Here is a 14,626-nt window from a genome sequence, read left to right on the forward strand (position 1 = left end):
ATGACCAATCGCACGCCCTATTCCAAATTGGAGTGCTGCGCCCAAGGGGTCATCCTGCATCGCGGTCACCGTATGAGCGATGTCATTGGCATCATCGGCATAATTGGCAACCTTGCCGACTGTCTGTACCGTCGTAGAGGCGGCTTTCCCTGTCTTGGCAAGCACGCTGGCATAGGTCGCAAAGCCACCGGTCGCTGCCGTCAAGACTGCGTCCACACCTGCCCAGATGCGCTCCCCGTCAGTCAGCCGTTTCCCCGAAATGGTCTCCCCGCTAAACGCCTGATAACCGCTATCTGCCACCAGGTAAGCTGTCCCTGCTCCGATAAGGATAGGAGCGAGTGTTCCTCCGCTCAGGACACTCCCTGCGATAATGGCACCCACTGCTATAATTTTACCACCAATTTCAACCCACTGCAACCAGCCTTTGTTGTCCTCCTTCCAAGTCGAGCGCGCCCGCTCGTACTCGCCGACTTGCGTCGGAAACATAGCTTCCATGAGCTGTTGGTCGCTCAAGCCCTTGAGCTTTTCGTAATTCTCATGATCTTCTTTCTCAATCTTCGCCAAGCCTTCTTTTGCCAGCTTGAGCTTAGCATCGTAGAGTTCCTTGGCGGCGGGTATCGGGGTTTTGTCGCTATTGACAATATCCGAAATACTGTAGTGTTCCGTGGTGGTGTACTCTATCGCAGTCCCGTACTCATCGTAAGTCGTGTTGGTTTTCGTATAAGTCAAATACTTACTCTTATACTGGTTTTTCCCTTCGTTGACCTTATTGAGACTCTCCAAAGCATTATCCAAGCCCTCAAAGAATTTCCCGTCAATATTTTGGACGATTTCCTTGTGGACTTTCTTAGAGGCATCCAAGCGATGAAGAGCATGGTGCTCCGCATCTTCAAAAGGACCGACGGGCATGTCACGCCCCAAAGTCGCTTCTCCCGTTGCCACATAGAGATGAGCTAAGCCCTCAGAATTGACCTTATTTGACACTTCATCAATATCGCGTAGCAAGTCCTTTACGCAGTTGATGTTGCTGTGAAACCAACCCGTCTTAGAGCCTTCTTTAAAGTCAGGTTCATTCGTATAATATTTAGCCATTGTAACTCCTCTCTATCAGGCTCCACCAGTACCGATGATAATATCAGAAGACTTGGTCCCCTTCATATTCTTGTGAATTTCACCATTCTCGTCTTGAATAGATTTTTTCAGCTTGTCAACAGAGCCCTTAGGATCGTCTTTTATCCCCTGCTTGTCCTCAGCAGAAGTCTCGGAGCTATATAAAATACTGTTGGCGATGTCCATAGCCAGTATCTTATCAGTATCAATAAATTCGCTATAGGTGGTCTGTGTGTGCTTAAATATGACCTCGGTCAAAGTCTGAAAAGTCTGCGCTTTCGTGACAAATCGAATCAGCTGATTCTCATTTCCAACCATACGATTATGCACTTCTCCCTTTGAAGTGAGCGCAGGCAAGCCGTCAACTCCTTCTTTTAATTTCGTACTCAGCTGGGTTGCTGAAGTGACCATAGTTCGGATATGGAGCAAAAGCTGTTCCTGCTGCGTTAGGTCAATACTAATTTTGTCTGCCATATTACACCCTCACTTTCAAATCGTGGATAATCTCATCTCGTAATTCCTCACCGTCCATCGAGCGAATGCGTTCATGCGCCACATCAAACTCATACAAGCCCGATGGCGCCTCCAAAAAGAGACTGTCTTTCAGCAGCTCCTTGCGCCGAAATGTCTGCAAACGAATGGCTTCATTGTCGGCATAGTAAGCCTGTAAGCGAAAAGCCGAAAAAGGTTCCCAGCTGTAGTAAGCGTAGTTCTTGCGCTTCTCTTCCAAGTCCTTCAAAATCGGATGAATGTCTTTCAAATGCGCCAGAAAAACCAGGCTATGCAAAGTTTCAATCACATATTGATTATCGCCAATCTGCTTGATGACCGTCGTCGTCCACTTGTTGCTGTCGGTTTCCTGCGCGCAGAAATAATTGCTGTCCACCTGACAATGGTAAATCGCCTTGTGATAACGCTCCAGAAAAGCGCCGTAATAAGCGCACTCTTCCGTCGGCTCGTTATCAATCACCAAGCCCATTTTCCCCAAGTCCTCGTAGCCTTTTTCTAAAACCTGGCGCAGATTTTCCAAGCGAGTTTTTCCCTCTTCGCTAGGCAGGGGCAGAAAGAAGAGGTCATCCGAATAATCGTTAAACATGTGTAAGGCGTAAATCGCCTCCAAAGTAAAAGTCTTCATCCGTTGTCAATCTCCTTTTTTACATTGGCTTGGGAAGTTGAATTGAGCAGGGTTTCCAGCCCCTCAACAGCCGTTTTCAGCTCCTTCACGCTAGAAGAAAAATCACCTTGGTACTGTTTGAGAAAATCCTTCAGCCCCAGATATTGCTCCTTAGCCTTTCCGCTCCAGAGGCTCTCACTGCTTTCCATAGCGGAGATATTAGAAGGAATGGTTGTCTCTATCAAAGTCACGGCTGCTTTTAGATTTTCCAACACCGCAGCAATATTGCTACTTTCGTATTGTACCGTCTCAGCCGTATAACGGTCTTGAATATCATTGATATTTGTATTCATTTATACACACTCCTCCTTAATTACCACATTCTTTCGAAAGGATTCCATTTTCCTTCATTGTATTCAGATTTAGCACTATCAATCTGACTGTCAAGGCTACTGATTTTCGATTCTAAAAGATTGTGCAGATTGACGAATGACTGATTGGCGTCACGAACATAGTCGCGGTATTTTTTCATCGTTTTGACATCTTCTTTGAGATGTTCAGAAAGATTGCTGATGTAATGATAGCCCTCTTCACCGTCTACAATGCCGATGATTTTTTCACAATAATCGATAAAATTGTTCATATCATCCAGACTACGCATATGACTCAAACTATGCGACCGAATACTATTTCGCACCCGCTCATATTTTCTCTTTTCACCGCTCAGGTTTTCTACCCTGCTTTTCAATTCTTCATCACTTGCCATACTCTTCTCCTTCCTTAATTACGATACTGTTGGATAATCTCGTAGATTTCCTTTTTTTCTTTCTCTGCCATGCCCGACTGATAGCTTTTCACAAAGACAAAAGCCACAACTACGAGCGCTGGAAGAAGCATCAGATATCGCTTTTTCCGCATAGACATAGGCACCACGACCTCTTTGGTCTTAACAGCGTTAAATTCTGGGTGCTCTTTTTCTATTTGATTTTTTGCCATAAATAGAGGAAAAGCCCCGACAAACCAAATAGGGAGCATAATAATCGTGAGAATAGAAAAATACCTATTGTAGGACGGTAAATCATTATATAGTAATATAATGACACCCGCCACTCCAATAAGGTATGCAAGTCCCCACCAAAGAAGCCAATGATAGGCCTCTTTTTTGATTATCAAATACTCCCTAAGCTGCTCATTTTGTTCCATACAGAACCTCCTTGCGTTGTTTTTTTGGTCTCCCCTACCAAGAAGTTTAATGAGACTAATCTTAGTCTAAATGTACACTTCTAGCATACCATGAAGTAAAAAAATATGCAAATGCTTCCAATCTGTCTATTTACACACATCAGAGCCACAAAAAGCCTATTTTGTCAAATCAATACTTTTTGTAATCTGGTTAATAAGGATAGCTCCAACAATCAAAGAAGCAAATTCTCCAATGGCTGTTGTAAACCAAGTCAGAAAGAATGGCAAGCCTTGCAAGAAATGTAATTCTGCAGCAATGGTCACCATCGAAATAGAGAAGAAAATCGCAAAATAGAAGTGATCCAAACGAATCAAGCCTTTAATCAGATATTGATTCTTATAGCGATTGAAGAGGTAGACTCCCAGTGACAGGAAGACTAAGGTTGACCCACCGCCGACGAAGACATCAACGATTCCAAAACTATAGAGATTAGCAATCATACAACCAATGGTGACTCCCATGATATATTTTCGGTTATAAAATGCCATAAAGTTCATCATTTCAGAAATTCTGAACTGATAGGCCCCATAACTAATAGCATTTAAAGGGGGCGTAATCGTAAGAGCTACATAAATAGCAGCAACAATGGCAATCTGAGCCAAATCACGAACTCTCAGTTTTTCTTGTTTCATGTTTTCTCCTTTAGCGGCTTTACCGCGTATAATATGCTTGGCGAAAGAAGTTAAGCGCCAAGGGTTGCCTCGCATAAGAGGAGCATCATTAGTTGATTGCCCCACAGATTTGGCAACCCAACTAGTATAGCATAAATCCTAGAAATATGATAGACTATCTTTATGAAAACTTTAATCAAAAAATTCTTTGACAATGAGGTTCTGTCCTACCTCTTCTTTGGTGTGGCAGCTACCCTTGTTTATATGACTACTCGTCTCCTTATCTTCGCTCTTACAGGACAGACATTATTTGCGACCATTACTGCTAATGTCACAGCAGTACTTTTTGCCTTTATCACAAATGATACCATTGTCTTTAAACAGCAGCGCAAAGGTTGGCAAAAACGACTTCTTAAATTTGCTCTGGCTCGTTCTGGCACTCTTTTGCTGGATATTGTTCTTGCAAAATTATTAGTAGATACTTACCCTAATATTATCGGGCAATTTGTCAACAATAACCGCAATCTTATCAACTCTATCGAGTCACTTTTTTCTCAAGTACTTATTATTGTTCTCAACTATGTTTTCAGTAAACTCTTCATCTTTGAAAACAAGAAAAAATAACAACGAATCAGTCTATTTCACCCTATAAAAGCAAATCTGGACCAGATAATTCTGATCCAGATTTTTATAGTCTTAAATTTCCAAGCTTGGATTGTCAAGCGTCAGATGAGTGATTTCACCCTTGACACCAAAATAGTCCTCAATCAGAGTCTGGAGTTCTGTCATGGCTGCTTGTGCACGCGCTGCTTGCTCTCCATTGATGGCCTCAATGACCAAGATGGCATCCTTGGTCGCTTCTGTCAGCATAGTTCGTTGGGCTTCTCGCCAGTTAAGGCAACGGCAGACAGCCCCTTCTTCATCATAGTAGATGATTTCTTCTGGCAGAGCCGGCGCGTCACTCTCAGCTCCCAGCGGGAAAAAGGCTTCGCCACCCTTTGCTTTTCCTAGACGTAAATCTCCAACAATCTTATCCAAATCCTCACCGCCACATGGAACCGCATAAGACAGCGAGACACTGTTGTAGATATCGACCAAAGGATTGATTGGATGAAATTCCCGCCCCTGACTAACCCGCTTGAGCAGGGCTTCGATAGAGGATCGTGCTCCTTTCTTGGTCTTGAATTTGCTGAAAGCCTGCCGCCACTCCTGAATGACTTCATTTTGAGTGAAGTTCTCATCTAAGATAAAGTCCTCAGCTCGTTTCGCTCCCTTATCCAGCAGGGATTTGAAATATGGGTCCTTACTTTCATCCACACTATTATCCAGTCCCTTGACCACTAAAACACTAATCTGACCTTCCGGAAATACTTGCCAAAATTCATGTTCAACTGTAACTTTCATGATGCACCTCTTTAATCTTAATAGTTTCTTTTTTGTCCTTTTTTGACGGCTTCCCAGTCACCTGTGATGTTTTCACGCACTCGGATCAGCATTTTCTCCAAGGCTTGAACTTCCGCTTGAGAAAAGCCCTGCAGGGAAGTCTCTTCAGAATAGTCATTCTCAGCTAGGATCAAAGGATAAAGTTTTTCTCCTTTTTCCGTCACAAACCATTCCTTGTTCTTCTTGTTGCCCTTGGCTGCCTTCTGCTGGACCAAGCCCTTGGCCTCTAGCTTCTTGACAGAGCGGGCAATCGTTGAGCGATCCACCTTGAGAAGCTCCGACAGCTCCTCTTGGATGATCCCTGGATTCTCCGCGATTCGCACCAAATAAAGGTATTGACCTCTTGCTAGCTCTATATCACGAAACTCAATATTAGCAATGGAATCCAAAGCTCGAGCAATAATCCCAATTTCCCGCAATACTGACATATCCCCTCCTTTAATTTTTATTTGACTCTATTATAACACATTTTATTGCAAATGCAATAAAATTAACCGAAAAGAAAAAGAAGAAAATCCTCTTTAAATTGAAAAATGCAAGAATTTAACAAAGGTTTTATCTTCTAGTATTTTTCTACTGTTCCTCTGTTTTTTTCAACACAATATGATTTAAAACACTAATATATTGTCCATTCTCAGCTTCAATACTGATATCCACAGAAAATTCTCCATATCCTCTATTAGTTAAAGTAATACTCACATAACTCTTACTCTTAATATTATAATTCTCTTTTATCTCTTTTATAAAATCAAGGTAATCATTAGCTTTATAAGTAATGGTTTGTAAAGTTGTCTGTTGAATTTGGCTCCCCATCATTATAACCAATATTATAATTTCCCTCTAATATATTGCCTTTTCTTTCTAAATCAATTTTATGGTGTTGTAAAGTACTTGAGGGATTCTCCTGTTCCAATAAATAAGAGCTATATTCTTGAACAGTTGATAAATCTTTCTTTTCTGCTGCTAAAAAGTTAAAGAAAGGCTTGAAGCTATTTTCCAGAACATATTCTTCCTCTGTTCGATTTTCAGGAACCGAGGGATTCAGTGTCCTACAACCAGTTAGTGTAATTATGGAAAATATTCCACCTAGCAGTAGCCATAAAACAATTCTACTTTTTCTTCTCATCTTATCATCCTCTTCTACCATTCTTAAATAATGCCATATTATAATTCACCTTCCCCATCCTGCTCCTTCTTCTTGAAAGTAAAGCGTCCAGTGCTCTCAACTTGAAACCCTGACTCACAGCAGCTCTGGATACTGGCATTAAGCACTGCACCAACAATCAAAATTTTAGCAATTATGATAAACCAAAACATCATCACAACCATAATGATAGAGCTGAAAAAGCGAACATCAACTAGGTGATTTAAATAATTATCCATATAGACGGAAAAGATATTCAGCAAAGCCAGAATAGTCAAGAGCACAAAGGCGCTGCCGGGCAGAACATAGCGTTTCTTGCTAATTTTCACATTGGGCAGGAAATAATAAAACATAACCAAAACCGCAAAGAGTACGGCGTAAATCAGAGGCTCGGTAAAATTCTGCAAGTGCTGATAGAGCTGGCTATCCAGCTTCCAATAGGTACGGAGAAAATCAAGCGACATATGACCAAACATGGTCAGAAAGAGGGCCAAGGCAAAGAGAATCTGCAGGCCAATACTGACAACCAAACTCATGACGCGATGGGAAATCAGCCCCCGACTCTTAGCTACCCCATAGGCTTTGTTAAAGGCAATCTGTAGGAAATTCATGGACTTGGAAAAAGTCCAAAGAGCCGACAAGACTGAGAAGCTCAGCAGGCCAGTCGAGGGCTGGGTTAGCACTTCACGCATGACTTTTGCTACAACATCATATAAAGTCTCTGGTAGCATGTCCTTGATAGCTGTCAGAAAATCCGCCACCGGAATGTGAAAATAGGGCAAAATATTCACCACAATTAAGAGCAAGGGAAAAACGGAAATCAGCCAATAATAAGCAACTGCAACGCTGCTCAGCTCACTATCTGCCTCTTTATAAAAACGGAAAAATTCTCTTAAAAACTGATTTCTACGAATCTTGGCAAAAAATTTCTTCACTCTCTTCTCCTTCAAAAAAAGCTGAGACAAGTGCCCAGCCTTTGATTTCTAATAAGTCCCTTCTTCTCCCTGGCTGGTCAGAATGACAGGACCATCTTTTGTAATGACAAACTGATGCTCATACTGGCAAGACAAGCCGCCATCCAGCGTTTTATGTGCCCAGCCGGTCTCAAAGTCCGTATCGATTTCCCAGGTACCTGTATTGATCATGGGCTCAATGGTCAGAACCATTCCCTCACGCAAGCGCAAGCCGCGTCCTGCTCGACCGTAATGCGGCACCATAGGCTCCTCATGCATGGTTGGGCCAACACCGTGACCGACCAAATCCCGCACAACGCCATAGCCATGACTTTCAGCACATTCCTGAATAGCTGCGCCAATGTCGCCAATACGATTGCCAACCTTGGCAGCCGCAATTCCACGGTAGAGACATTCCTTGGTCACATCCATCAGCTGCTGAGCCTCTGGGCTAATTTTCCCTACTGCATAGGTCCAACAAGAATCCGCCACACCGCCCCGGAAGCTCTCTGTGTGTTGCTTCATCTGTTCCACATTGTCAAAATCTAGCTTGGACACATCCAGCTCTGCCTTATCGACCAAGCCAACAACCATATCAACGCTGATGACATCGCCTTCTACCAGTTTCTGATGACGGGGAAAGGCATGGGCTACCTCGTCATTAAGAGAGCAGCAAGTCGCATAAGGATAGTCCATGACAGACCCTTCAACACCAATCTGCAGAGGCAGCGCATTGTCTTCTTTACAACGCTTGCGGACATACTCTTCTATGTCCCACATGTCAATGCCTGGCTTAATCAAGTCTCTCAAACCGATATGGACAGAAGCCAGAAAATCTCCACTCTTGTCCATCAAGTCAATTTCACGCTGTGATTTTAAAGTAATCATTCTTTCTCTAAATTCCTCTTCTTAATTAATTTTCACTGTAATCGTGGCTTTGGCAACCAGCATCGCTTCCAAATACATCTCAAAGTCAATAATGGCTGTCCGCCTAGTCTGACGGATAATACGCGGCTGGATATGCAGCAGATCATCAATCTGGACCGCCTGAAAGAAATAAATCATCAGCTGGTCGATTATCAGGCTGCGGCCACTGTTGACCATGAGCTGCTGGGTAATCCGAGTCAAAATTTCTGTCAGCACACCGTTGGCCAGCACACCATTTTGCTCCAGCATAAATGGCTCAACAGTAAAGGAAAACAAATCATCCTGACGGCTAATCTTCTGTCCTACCTGCTCACTGAAAGTCGGCAGGCTGGAAATCTGAGAACGGCTCATTTTTTCCATAATGTCCCGCCGTGTAATCACGCCCAGCAAGGTCTGGTTGCTGCGAACCACTGGTATCATTTCAAAATCTTCTGCAATCATGCGCTGGCTGATATTGGCAATATTAGCAGATAAGCCTGTCATAAAGACGTTTTTCGTCATGACCTTGTCCAAGGTTGTCAGAGGAGACTTATCTCCTGCATCCCGCATGGTTACTACTCCCACCAACATTTGCTGCTGATTGATAACCGGAAACCGGCTGGCACGATTGCGGCGGACCAAGTCCAGATAGTCACGAACAGTATCTGTATCATGCAAGAAGCCGTACTCGTGGCTGGAGCGATAGACCTGCTCCACTGTTAAAATATCGGTCTTGATTTGCATATTGGACAGGGCACGATTAATCATGGTTGCCACGGTGTAGGTATCGTGCTTGGTCCTGAGAACCGGTATATTAAGCAGATTAGCCATCTTCAGAACTTCCGAGCTGACTTCAAAACCTCCAGTAACCAACACCGCATTCTCATTTTCCAAGGCCAAAAGCTGGATTTTTGTCCGATCTCCAACAATCAGGAGACCGCCCTCTGTCAGATAGCGCAGGATATTCTGCTCCGTCATGGCTCCGATGGAGAACTTATTAAATTCTTTTTCTAGACCGTCTTCTCCGGCCAATACTTCTGAGCCTGTAATATCAACGATTTCCTTATAGGTCAGATGCTCCAAGACAACTTTCTTGGACTTGACCCGAACCGTACCACTCCGAGGCCTGGTCTCAACAATACCGCGGTTCTCCGCTTCCTTGATCGCTCGATAGGCCGTACCGTCGCTGACTCCCAGATAGTTTGAAATACTGCGAACACTGACCCTCTTGCCGATTGGAAGATTTTCAAGATAAGTTAAAATTTCCTGATGCTTACTCATTAAAATCTCCTCTCTCATAACGGTACTCCAGATAATCTCTCATCTTCCTCGTGTATCGATCGCTCCCTTTAAACTGCCGGTAGAGGCTGAAGCCAGATTTTTGAGCTACCTTTTGACTAGCTAGGTTCTCTGCATGAGTAATAATGCTGAGACGCTTGAAGTCAAAGCGGGTAAAAGATAGAAAAGCAATCTCTCGGACAATTTCTGTCATCAGCCCTCGTCCCCAGTAGTCTTGCCGCAGAAAATAACCTAACTCAGCTTCTTTCTTGATCTCGTCCATCTTTTCAAACTTGACAGAGCCAATCATTTCCTGCGTTTCCTTGTGACAAATGGCCCAAATCCCCAGAGGATTTTTCATAAAGAAATTGGCAATGACGTATTCACTTTCCTCTAGGCTTGCTTCTGTCGGAAAGATGAACTGAGTATTTTCCGGATTGGACGCAATCTTATATAGGGCTCCTGCATCTTCAAAGACAATGGGCCGCAAAAAAGCATGCTCTGTCTCAATAAATGAGCAGGCTGCTAAATGTGTCCATAAATTCATCTGCTACCTCTACAAAAAATAAGCGAAAAACGCTTATTCTTCTATCAACTGGATATCTGCACCCAGACTTGTTAATTTTTCAATAATATTAGAATAGCCACGCAGGATAAACTCAATATTAGTAATTTCTGTCTTTCCCTGAGCCATCAAACCAGCAATAACCAAGGCAGCTCCTGCTCGTAAATCGGTCGCCTTGACCTGAGCTCCCTGCAGCTGATTTGGCCCCTCATAGACAATCTGGTCGCTGCTGGTCGAAATCTTACCTGCCATCTTAGCCAGCTCCGCCACATGGTTAACCCGCTTCTCATAGATGGTGTCCGTAATCTTACCATGGCCATTAGCCGTCAGCAAGAGCGGAGTAATCGGCTGTTGTAGGTCAGTTGCAAAGCCTGGATAAGGGGAAGTCTTGATGTTTATAGCTCGCAGGTTTTGCTGCTCTTCGACAAAAATGCTGTCTTCAGAAACCGTCATCCGAACACCCATTTCCTCAAGCTTGGCAATAAAACTCTCCAAATGCTCATAAAGGACATTATTAATCTGAATTCCCTGACCAATAGCCGCAGCAAGGGCGATATAAGTTCCTGCCTCGATACGGTCTGGAATTACTTGATGACGTGTTCCATGGAGGTGTGGAACCCCCTCAATCGTGATAATATCAGTTCCTGCTCCGCGGATATGCGCTCCCATATTATTCAAAAGAGTTGCCACATCAATGATTTCTGGCTCCCGCGCTGCATTTTCAATAATAGTCCGACCTTTTGCCTTGACAGCAGCTAACATAGTATTGATGGTAGCACCCACGCTGACCGTATCCATATAAATGCTAGCGCCTTTCAGCTGCTGACCCCCTGTGGATAGGTTCATGTAGTTGCCATCCATGGTCATCTTAGCCCCCATTGCTTCAAAAGCCTTGAGATGCAAGTCAATAGGACGCGGCCCCAAGTCACAGCCACCAGGCAGACCTACCGTCGCTTCACCATAGCGGCCAAGCAAGCTGCCATAGAAATAATAGGAAGCCCTTAGACTGTTGATTTTTCCATAAGGCATAGGGACATTTTGGATACCACGCGGATCAATCGTCAGACTGTCCTCAGAGCGAGTAACACTAGCCCCCATGGCAATCATGATATCAATCAGACTATCCACATCCGAAATATCCGGAACGCCATCCAACGTTACAATATCATCCGCCAGAATCACAGCCGGAATCAAGGCAACGACACTGTTTTTAGCACCATTAATAGTCACCTCTCCTTTTAAGGGGCGACCACCATGTATTACAATTTTTTTCATGTTTAAAATAAAGCTCTTTCAAGGTATTGCCATTTATTATACCACAGATTCGGGAAATTTCCTATACTTTTAGATAAATAAGACAATTGAAATTAAAATGAAACTGAAAAATTACTTTTTTAATAGTATTTTCAGAAAAATACAGTATTACCAGGAATGAGAGAAGCGCAAGGCTAGACTGCTTGCCTTGCAAATATTACCTATATAAAAAAGCTCTCAACCATTACGATTGAGAACTATCTTCTTACTGCACTGATGCTTTCAATGCCTCTACCTTATCCAACTTTTCCCAAGGCAGGTCAATATCTGTCCTACCCATGTGGCCATAAGCTGCTGTCTGACGATAGATTGGGCGTTTCAGATCCAGCATTTGAATGATACCGGCCGGACGCAGATCAAAAATCTGACGAACAGCTTCCTGAAGCTTGCTTTCTGCAACAGTACCAGTTCCAAAAGTATCAATCCGTACAGAAACCGGCTGAGCCACACCAATGGCATAGGCTAACTGCACTTCTGCTTTCTTGGCCAGTCCAGCAGCCACGATGTTTTTAGCAATGTAACGAGCTGCGTATGAAGCTGAGCGGTCAACCTTGGTTGCATCCTTACCAGAGAAGGCACCGCCACCATGACGAGCATAACCGCCGTAAGTATCCACAATAATCTTACGTCCAGTCAAGCCAGAGTCACCTTGCGGGCCGCCAATTACAAAGCGACCGGTTGGATTGATGAAGAATTTCGTCTTATCATCCAAATACTGGGCTGGAATAACTGCTTTAATTACCTTTTCAATCACATCACGATGAATCTCTTCATTGGTCACTTCTGGATCATGCTGGGTCGAAATAACTACCGTATCCACGTGCACTGGCTGGTCATTTTCATCATACTCAACGGTCACCTGTGACTTAGCATCTGGACGCAGATAGGCAATCTCTCCTGATTTGCGCAACTCTGCCAATCGACGGACTAGCTTGTGACTGAGCGATATAGGAAGCGGCATGAGCTCTGGCGTTTCATCCACTGCAAAGCCAAACATAAGCCCCTGGTCTCCAGCACCAATCAAGTCCAATGGATCTTGATCCGCATTCCCACGAACTTCCAGAGCTTCATTGACACCCTGAGCAATATCTGGCGACTGCTCCACCAAAGACGGATGCACACCGACTGTCTCTGCTGAAAATCCATATTCTGTATTGGTGTAGCCAATCTCTGCAATGGTATCACGAACCACACGGTTAATATCTACATAAGCTGTGGTCGAAATTTCACCAAAAACATGAACCGAGCCTGTATAAACGGCTGTTTCGGCAGCCACATGGGCATCTGGATCCTGACTCAAGACAGCATCCAAAATAGCATCGGAAATTTGGTCTGCAATTTTATCAGGATGCCCCTCCGATACAGACTCAGACGTGAAAAGTTTACGTTCTGACATAGAAATGTCCCCCCTTAAAAAATATTAAACAAGTAAACAAACTCAAAAACTCTTTAAAAACATGTCACCTGCGAGTTACGACGCGAAAGAAATAAAAACAATACCTTTTTATTTCTGAAGCTAGTAAGACGCATAGGTTGACCGCAGAATAGCGGCAACCGTAGAATGACGTGCGACTTTTGGAGCCGTCATTGTTTGCGAGTTACAAAGTACTGATAGAAGTTTCCTACCACCTTATCGGGACTATATAACTTCTTCATTATACCACTTTTCGCTAAAAAATTCAGAATTTTTTAAATAGAAAAAGCTATAATCAGAAACTATAGCTTTATTGCAATGATAAACTAAGGGCAGCTTGCTAACAACTCTTCAACTTCCGCCTTACCGATAGCATCACCAGCTTGGTCAAAAAGTCTGATAGCAGCCGCAAAGTTGGTTCTTGCTTCTTTGAGATTTCCCAAAGCTTGAGCAATTTCACCCAATCCTCGGCAAATACATGCATGGTTTACCACATCATCTGACTCCTTAGCATAGATATGCGACTTTCGCATAAACTCCTGAGCTTGAGTCAATCGGCCTAATTTAAGATTTAGGTAGCCTAACTCATAGAGATTTACTGATTGACGATAATGGTCATCTGGGAAATACATCGCTAGGAAAGCAGCTTCTTTTTCTATCCACTCTAAAGCTTGATAAAAATCTCCCGCAGCTCTAGCAACATAGCCTAGCTGATGATAAGCGATATGCTCATTTTCAATATCACTATCATTCTGAGCCTGAATCAGATAAAGCTCCAAATTTGCAAAAGCATTCTGATAATCTTGCCTTTCTACAGCAAGATAAGCTCGCAAATTCCAGCGGCTAAAGGAATCTTTTTCAAGCTGCCGCTCTAGTTCTTCGGCCTTATTTAACCGTCCTTCAAAGAAATGCTGCCAAGCGGCTGCCAATCTCTCATTCATCTGCCTTCTCCTTTTACCTCCAGAACTTCTCCCACTAAACCAAATCCGTCTGAGCGATGGCCTTCTTGACATCATCCAGCGGCAAATGAACTAATTCTACCTCTTTTTCCTTGTAGAGATACTGAGCATAGTCATCTATGCGATATTGGTTGATGTAGACCACGCGCTTGCAGCCGACCTGAAGCAGTTGTTTGGTACAGTTGAGGCAGGGAAAATGGGTTACATAAGCCGTAAAGCCCTTGGGAACGCCCCGCTCGGCTCCTTGCAAGATGGCATTGACCTCAGCATGCAAGGTCCGCACGCAGTGACCGTCAATAACCAAGCACTCATGGTCAATACAGTGCTCAGTCCCTGAAACCGAGCCATTGTAACCAGTTGAAATAACTTTATTATCCTTGACCAAGACAGCACCGACTTTGGCTCGTTTGCAAGTTGAGCGATTAGCGATTAAGAGAGCCTGAGCCGCAAAATACTGATCCCAAGCCAAACGATTCTCTGACATAATTTCTCCATTCTACTGATTTTTTATTCACATAAGTATTTTTTTCTATTATATCGCAAATTCCTATTTTTAACTAGCTTTATCATGA

General features: G+C 43.5%; 18 protein-coding genes, 1 pseudogene and 1 riboswitch. Of the genes and pseudogenes, 1 reads left to right on the forward strand and 18 read right to left on the reverse strand.

From position 1 onward, the window contains the following. The 7 genes and pseudogenes from HMPREF1150_RS09325 to HMPREF1150_RS09295 form a co-directional block, all read right to left on the reverse strand. A pseudogene (locus HMPREF1150_RS09325) lies at window positions 1-1,092 on the reverse strand (hypothetical protein); the annotation flags it as partial. A 15-nt stretch (window positions 1,093-1,107) separates the two neighbouring features. Next, window positions 1,108-1,584 (reverse strand): hypothetical protein, encoded by a 477-nt coding sequence (locus HMPREF1150_RS09320; RefSeq protein ID WP_002924162.1) that lies wholly within the window; start codon window positions 1,582-1,584, stop codon window positions 1,108-1,110. 1 nt (window position 1,585) lies between these two features. Next, window positions 1,586-2,245: a hypothetical protein gene (locus tag HMPREF1150_RS09315; RefSeq protein WP_009659256.1), complete on the reverse strand. Its 660-nt coding sequence runs from the start codon at window positions 2,243-2,245 to the stop codon at window positions 1,586-1,588. After that, window positions 2,242-2,577 carry a hypothetical protein gene (locus tag HMPREF1150_RS09310; RefSeq protein ID WP_002924160.1) on the reverse strand — a complete coding sequence of 112 codons (336 nt, stop codon included), beginning with the start codon at window positions 2,575-2,577 and terminating at the stop codon, window positions 2,242-2,244. Before HMPREF1150_RS09310 ends, HMPREF1150_RS09315 begins: the two co-directional genes overlap by 4 nt. A 20-nt stretch (window positions 2,578-2,597) precedes the next feature. After that, window positions 2,598-2,990 carry a hypothetical protein gene (locus tag HMPREF1150_RS09305; protein WP_002924159.1) on the reverse strand — a complete coding sequence of 131 codons (393 nt, stop codon included), beginning with the start codon at window positions 2,988-2,990 and terminating at the stop codon, window positions 2,598-2,600. 14 nt (window positions 2,991-3,004) lie between these two features. After that, window positions 3,005-3,427: a hypothetical protein gene (locus tag HMPREF1150_RS09300; protein WP_009659330.1), complete on the reverse strand. Its 423-nt coding sequence runs from the start codon at window positions 3,425-3,427 to the stop codon at window positions 3,005-3,007. A 156-nt stretch (window positions 3,428-3,583) separates the two neighbouring features. After that, window positions 3,584-4,099, reverse strand: a complete 516-nt coding sequence (locus tag HMPREF1150_RS09295; RefSeq protein ID WP_009659280.1) for a QueT transporter family protein — start codon at window positions 4,097-4,099, stop codon at window positions 3,584-3,586. After that, window positions 4,097-4,233: riboswitch (PreQ1 riboswitch) on the reverse strand. (Overlaps the previous gene by 3 nt.) Window positions 4,234-4,261: 28 nt before the next feature. On the opposite strand from HMPREF1150_RS09295, the gene HMPREF1150_RS09290 reads away from it, so the two are divergent. After that, complete coding sequence (locus tag HMPREF1150_RS09290) at window positions 4,262-4,702, forward strand: GtrA family protein (protein ID WP_009659304.1); 441 nt, start codon at window positions 4,262-4,264, stop codon at window positions 4,700-4,702. 72 nt (window positions 4,703-4,774) lie between these two features. Here HMPREF1150_RS09290 and HMPREF1150_RS09285 read toward each other — a convergent pair whose 3' ends face one another. The 11 genes from HMPREF1150_RS09285 to HMPREF1150_RS09240 all read right to left on the reverse strand — a co-directional run bounded on the left by HMPREF1150_RS09285 (window position 4,775) and on the right by HMPREF1150_RS09240 (window position 14,538). Beyond that, window positions 4,775-5,482 (reverse strand): B3/4 domain-containing protein, encoded by a 708-nt coding sequence (locus HMPREF1150_RS09285; protein WP_009659255.1) that lies wholly within the window; start codon window positions 5,480-5,482, stop codon window positions 4,775-4,777. Window positions 5,483-5,499: 17 nt separating this feature from the next. Further along, complete coding sequence (locus HMPREF1150_RS09280) at window positions 5,500-5,949, reverse strand: MarR family winged helix-turn-helix transcriptional regulator (protein ID WP_002900018.1); 450 nt, start codon at window positions 5,947-5,949, stop codon at window positions 5,500-5,502. Between the two features lie 338 nt (window positions 5,950-6,287). Then, window positions 6,288-6,647 (reverse strand): hypothetical protein, encoded by a 360-nt coding sequence (locus HMPREF1150_RS11395; RefSeq protein WP_009659267.1) that lies wholly within the window; start codon window positions 6,645-6,647, stop codon window positions 6,288-6,290. A gap of 38 nt (window positions 6,648-6,685) precedes the next feature. Next, a complete protein-coding gene (locus tag HMPREF1150_RS09275) occupies window positions 6,686-7,615 on the reverse strand; it encodes a YihY/virulence factor BrkB family protein (RefSeq protein WP_032905378.1) in 930 nt (309 codons plus the stop codon). A gap of 33 nt (window positions 7,616-7,648) precedes the next feature. After that, the gene (locus tag HMPREF1150_RS09270; protein WP_009659317.1) at window positions 7,649-8,506 is read right to left on the reverse strand and encodes a methionyl aminopeptidase; all 858 of its coding nucleotides are present in this window, start codon (window positions 8,504-8,506) and stop codon (window positions 7,649-7,651) included. A 21-nt stretch (window positions 8,507-8,527) separates the two neighbouring features. Beyond that, window positions 8,528-9,805 (reverse strand): CBS-HotDog domain-containing transcription factor SpxR, encoded by a 1,278-nt coding sequence (gene spxR, locus HMPREF1150_RS09265; RefSeq protein WP_009659239.1) that lies wholly within the window; start codon window positions 9,803-9,805, stop codon window positions 8,528-8,530. Then, on the reverse strand, window positions 9,798-10,349 hold the full coding sequence (locus tag HMPREF1150_RS09260) for a GNAT family N-acetyltransferase (RefSeq protein ID WP_009659355.1): 552 nt from the start codon (window positions 10,347-10,349) through the stop codon (window positions 9,798-9,800). The genes spxR and HMPREF1150_RS09260 overlap by 8 nt, the downstream gene beginning before the upstream one ends. Before the next feature lie 33 nt (window positions 10,350-10,382). Then, entirely contained in the window at window positions 10,383-11,642 is a 1,260-nt protein-coding gene (locus HMPREF1150_RS09255; protein WP_002895048.1) for a UDP-N-acetylglucosamine 1-carboxyvinyltransferase, read from the reverse strand. Window positions 11,643-11,886: 244 nt separating this feature from the next. Beyond that, window positions 11,887-13,077, reverse strand: coding sequence for a methionine adenosyltransferase (gene metK, locus HMPREF1150_RS09250; protein WP_009659323.1), 1,191 nt, complete (start codon window positions 13,075-13,077; stop codon window positions 11,887-11,889). 344 nt (window positions 13,078-13,421) lie between these two features. Further along, complete coding sequence (locus tag HMPREF1150_RS09245) at window positions 13,422-14,036, reverse strand: tetratricopeptide repeat protein (protein ID WP_009659261.1); 615 nt, start codon at window positions 14,034-14,036, stop codon at window positions 13,422-13,424. Between the two features lie 34 nt (window positions 14,037-14,070). Further along, a complete protein-coding gene (locus HMPREF1150_RS09240; RefSeq protein WP_002895042.1) occupies window positions 14,071-14,538 on the reverse strand; it encodes a deaminase in 468 nt (155 codons plus the stop codon). Window positions 14,539-14,626: the final 88 nt, after the last annotated feature.

Origin of the sequence: Streptococcus sp. AS14, assembly GCF_000286495.1 — a bacterium.
GTDB classification, from domain to species: domain Bacteria; phylum Bacillota; class Bacilli; order Lactobacillales; family Streptococcaceae; genus Streptococcus; species Streptococcus sanguinis_P.

What these genes read in the sequence shown, in the direction of transcription:
- HMPREF1150_RS09320 (WP_002924162.1), bottom strand. Translation starts at nt 1,584, where the DNA reads ATGGCAGACAAAATTAGTATTGACCTAACGCAGCAGGAACAGCTTTTG.
- HMPREF1150_RS09315 (WP_009659256.1), bottom strand. Translation starts at nt 2,245, where the DNA reads ATGAAGACTTTTACTTTGGAGGCGATTTACGCCTTACACATGTTTAAC.
- HMPREF1150_RS09310 (WP_002924160.1), bottom strand. Translation starts at nt 2,577, where the DNA reads ATGAATACAAATATCAATGATATTCAAGACCGTTATACGGCTGAGACG.
- HMPREF1150_RS09305 (WP_002924159.1), bottom strand. Translation starts at nt 2,990, where the DNA reads ATGGCAAGTGATGAAGAATTGAAAAGCAGGGTAGAAAACCTGAGCGGT.
- HMPREF1150_RS09300 (WP_009659330.1), bottom strand. Translation starts at nt 3,427, where the DNA reads ATGGAACAAAATGAGCAGCTTAGGGAGTATTTGATAATCAAAAAAGAG.
- HMPREF1150_RS09295 (WP_009659280.1), bottom strand. Translation starts at nt 4,099, where the DNA reads ATGAAACAAGAAAAACTGAGAGTTCGTGATTTGGCTCAGATTGCCATT.
- HMPREF1150_RS09290 (WP_009659304.1), top strand. Translation starts at nt 4,262, where the DNA reads ATGAAAACTTTAATCAAAAAATTCTTTGACAATGAGGTTCTGTCCTAC.
- HMPREF1150_RS09285 (WP_009659255.1), bottom strand. Translation starts at nt 5,482, where the DNA reads ATGAAAGTTACAGTTGAACATGAATTTTGGCAAGTATTTCCGGAAGGT.
- HMPREF1150_RS09280 (WP_002900018.1), bottom strand. Translation starts at nt 5,949, where the DNA reads ATGTCAGTATTGCGGGAAATTGGGATTATTGCTCGAGCTTTGGATTCC.
- HMPREF1150_RS11395 (WP_009659267.1), bottom strand. Translation starts at nt 6,647, where the DNA reads ATGAGAAGAAAAAGTAGAATTGTTTTATGGCTACTGCTAGGTGGAATA.
- HMPREF1150_RS09270 (WP_009659317.1), bottom strand. Translation starts at nt 8,506, where the DNA reads ATGATTACTTTAAAATCACAGCGTGAAATTGACTTGATGGACAAGAGT.
- spxR (WP_009659239.1), bottom strand. Translation starts at nt 9,805, where the DNA reads ATGAGTAAGCATCAGGAAATTTTAACTTATCTTGAAAATCTTCCAATC.
- HMPREF1150_RS09260 (WP_009659355.1), bottom strand. Translation starts at nt 10,349, where the DNA reads ATGAATTTATGGACACATTTAGCAGCCTGCTCATTTATTGAGACAGAG.
- HMPREF1150_RS09255 (WP_002895048.1), bottom strand. Translation starts at nt 11,642, where the DNA reads ATGAAAAAAATTGTAATACATGGTGGTCGCCCCTTAAAAGGAGAGGTG.
- metK (WP_009659323.1), bottom strand. Translation starts at nt 13,077, where the DNA reads ATGTCAGAACGTAAACTTTTCACGTCTGAGTCTGTATCGGAGGGGCAT.
- HMPREF1150_RS09245 (WP_009659261.1), bottom strand. Translation starts at nt 14,036, where the DNA reads ATGAATGAGAGATTGGCAGCCGCTTGGCAGCATTTCTTTGAAGGACGG.
- HMPREF1150_RS09240 (WP_002895042.1), bottom strand. Translation starts at nt 14,538, where the DNA reads ATGTCAGAGAATCGTTTGGCTTGGGATCAGTATTTTGCGGCTCAGGCT.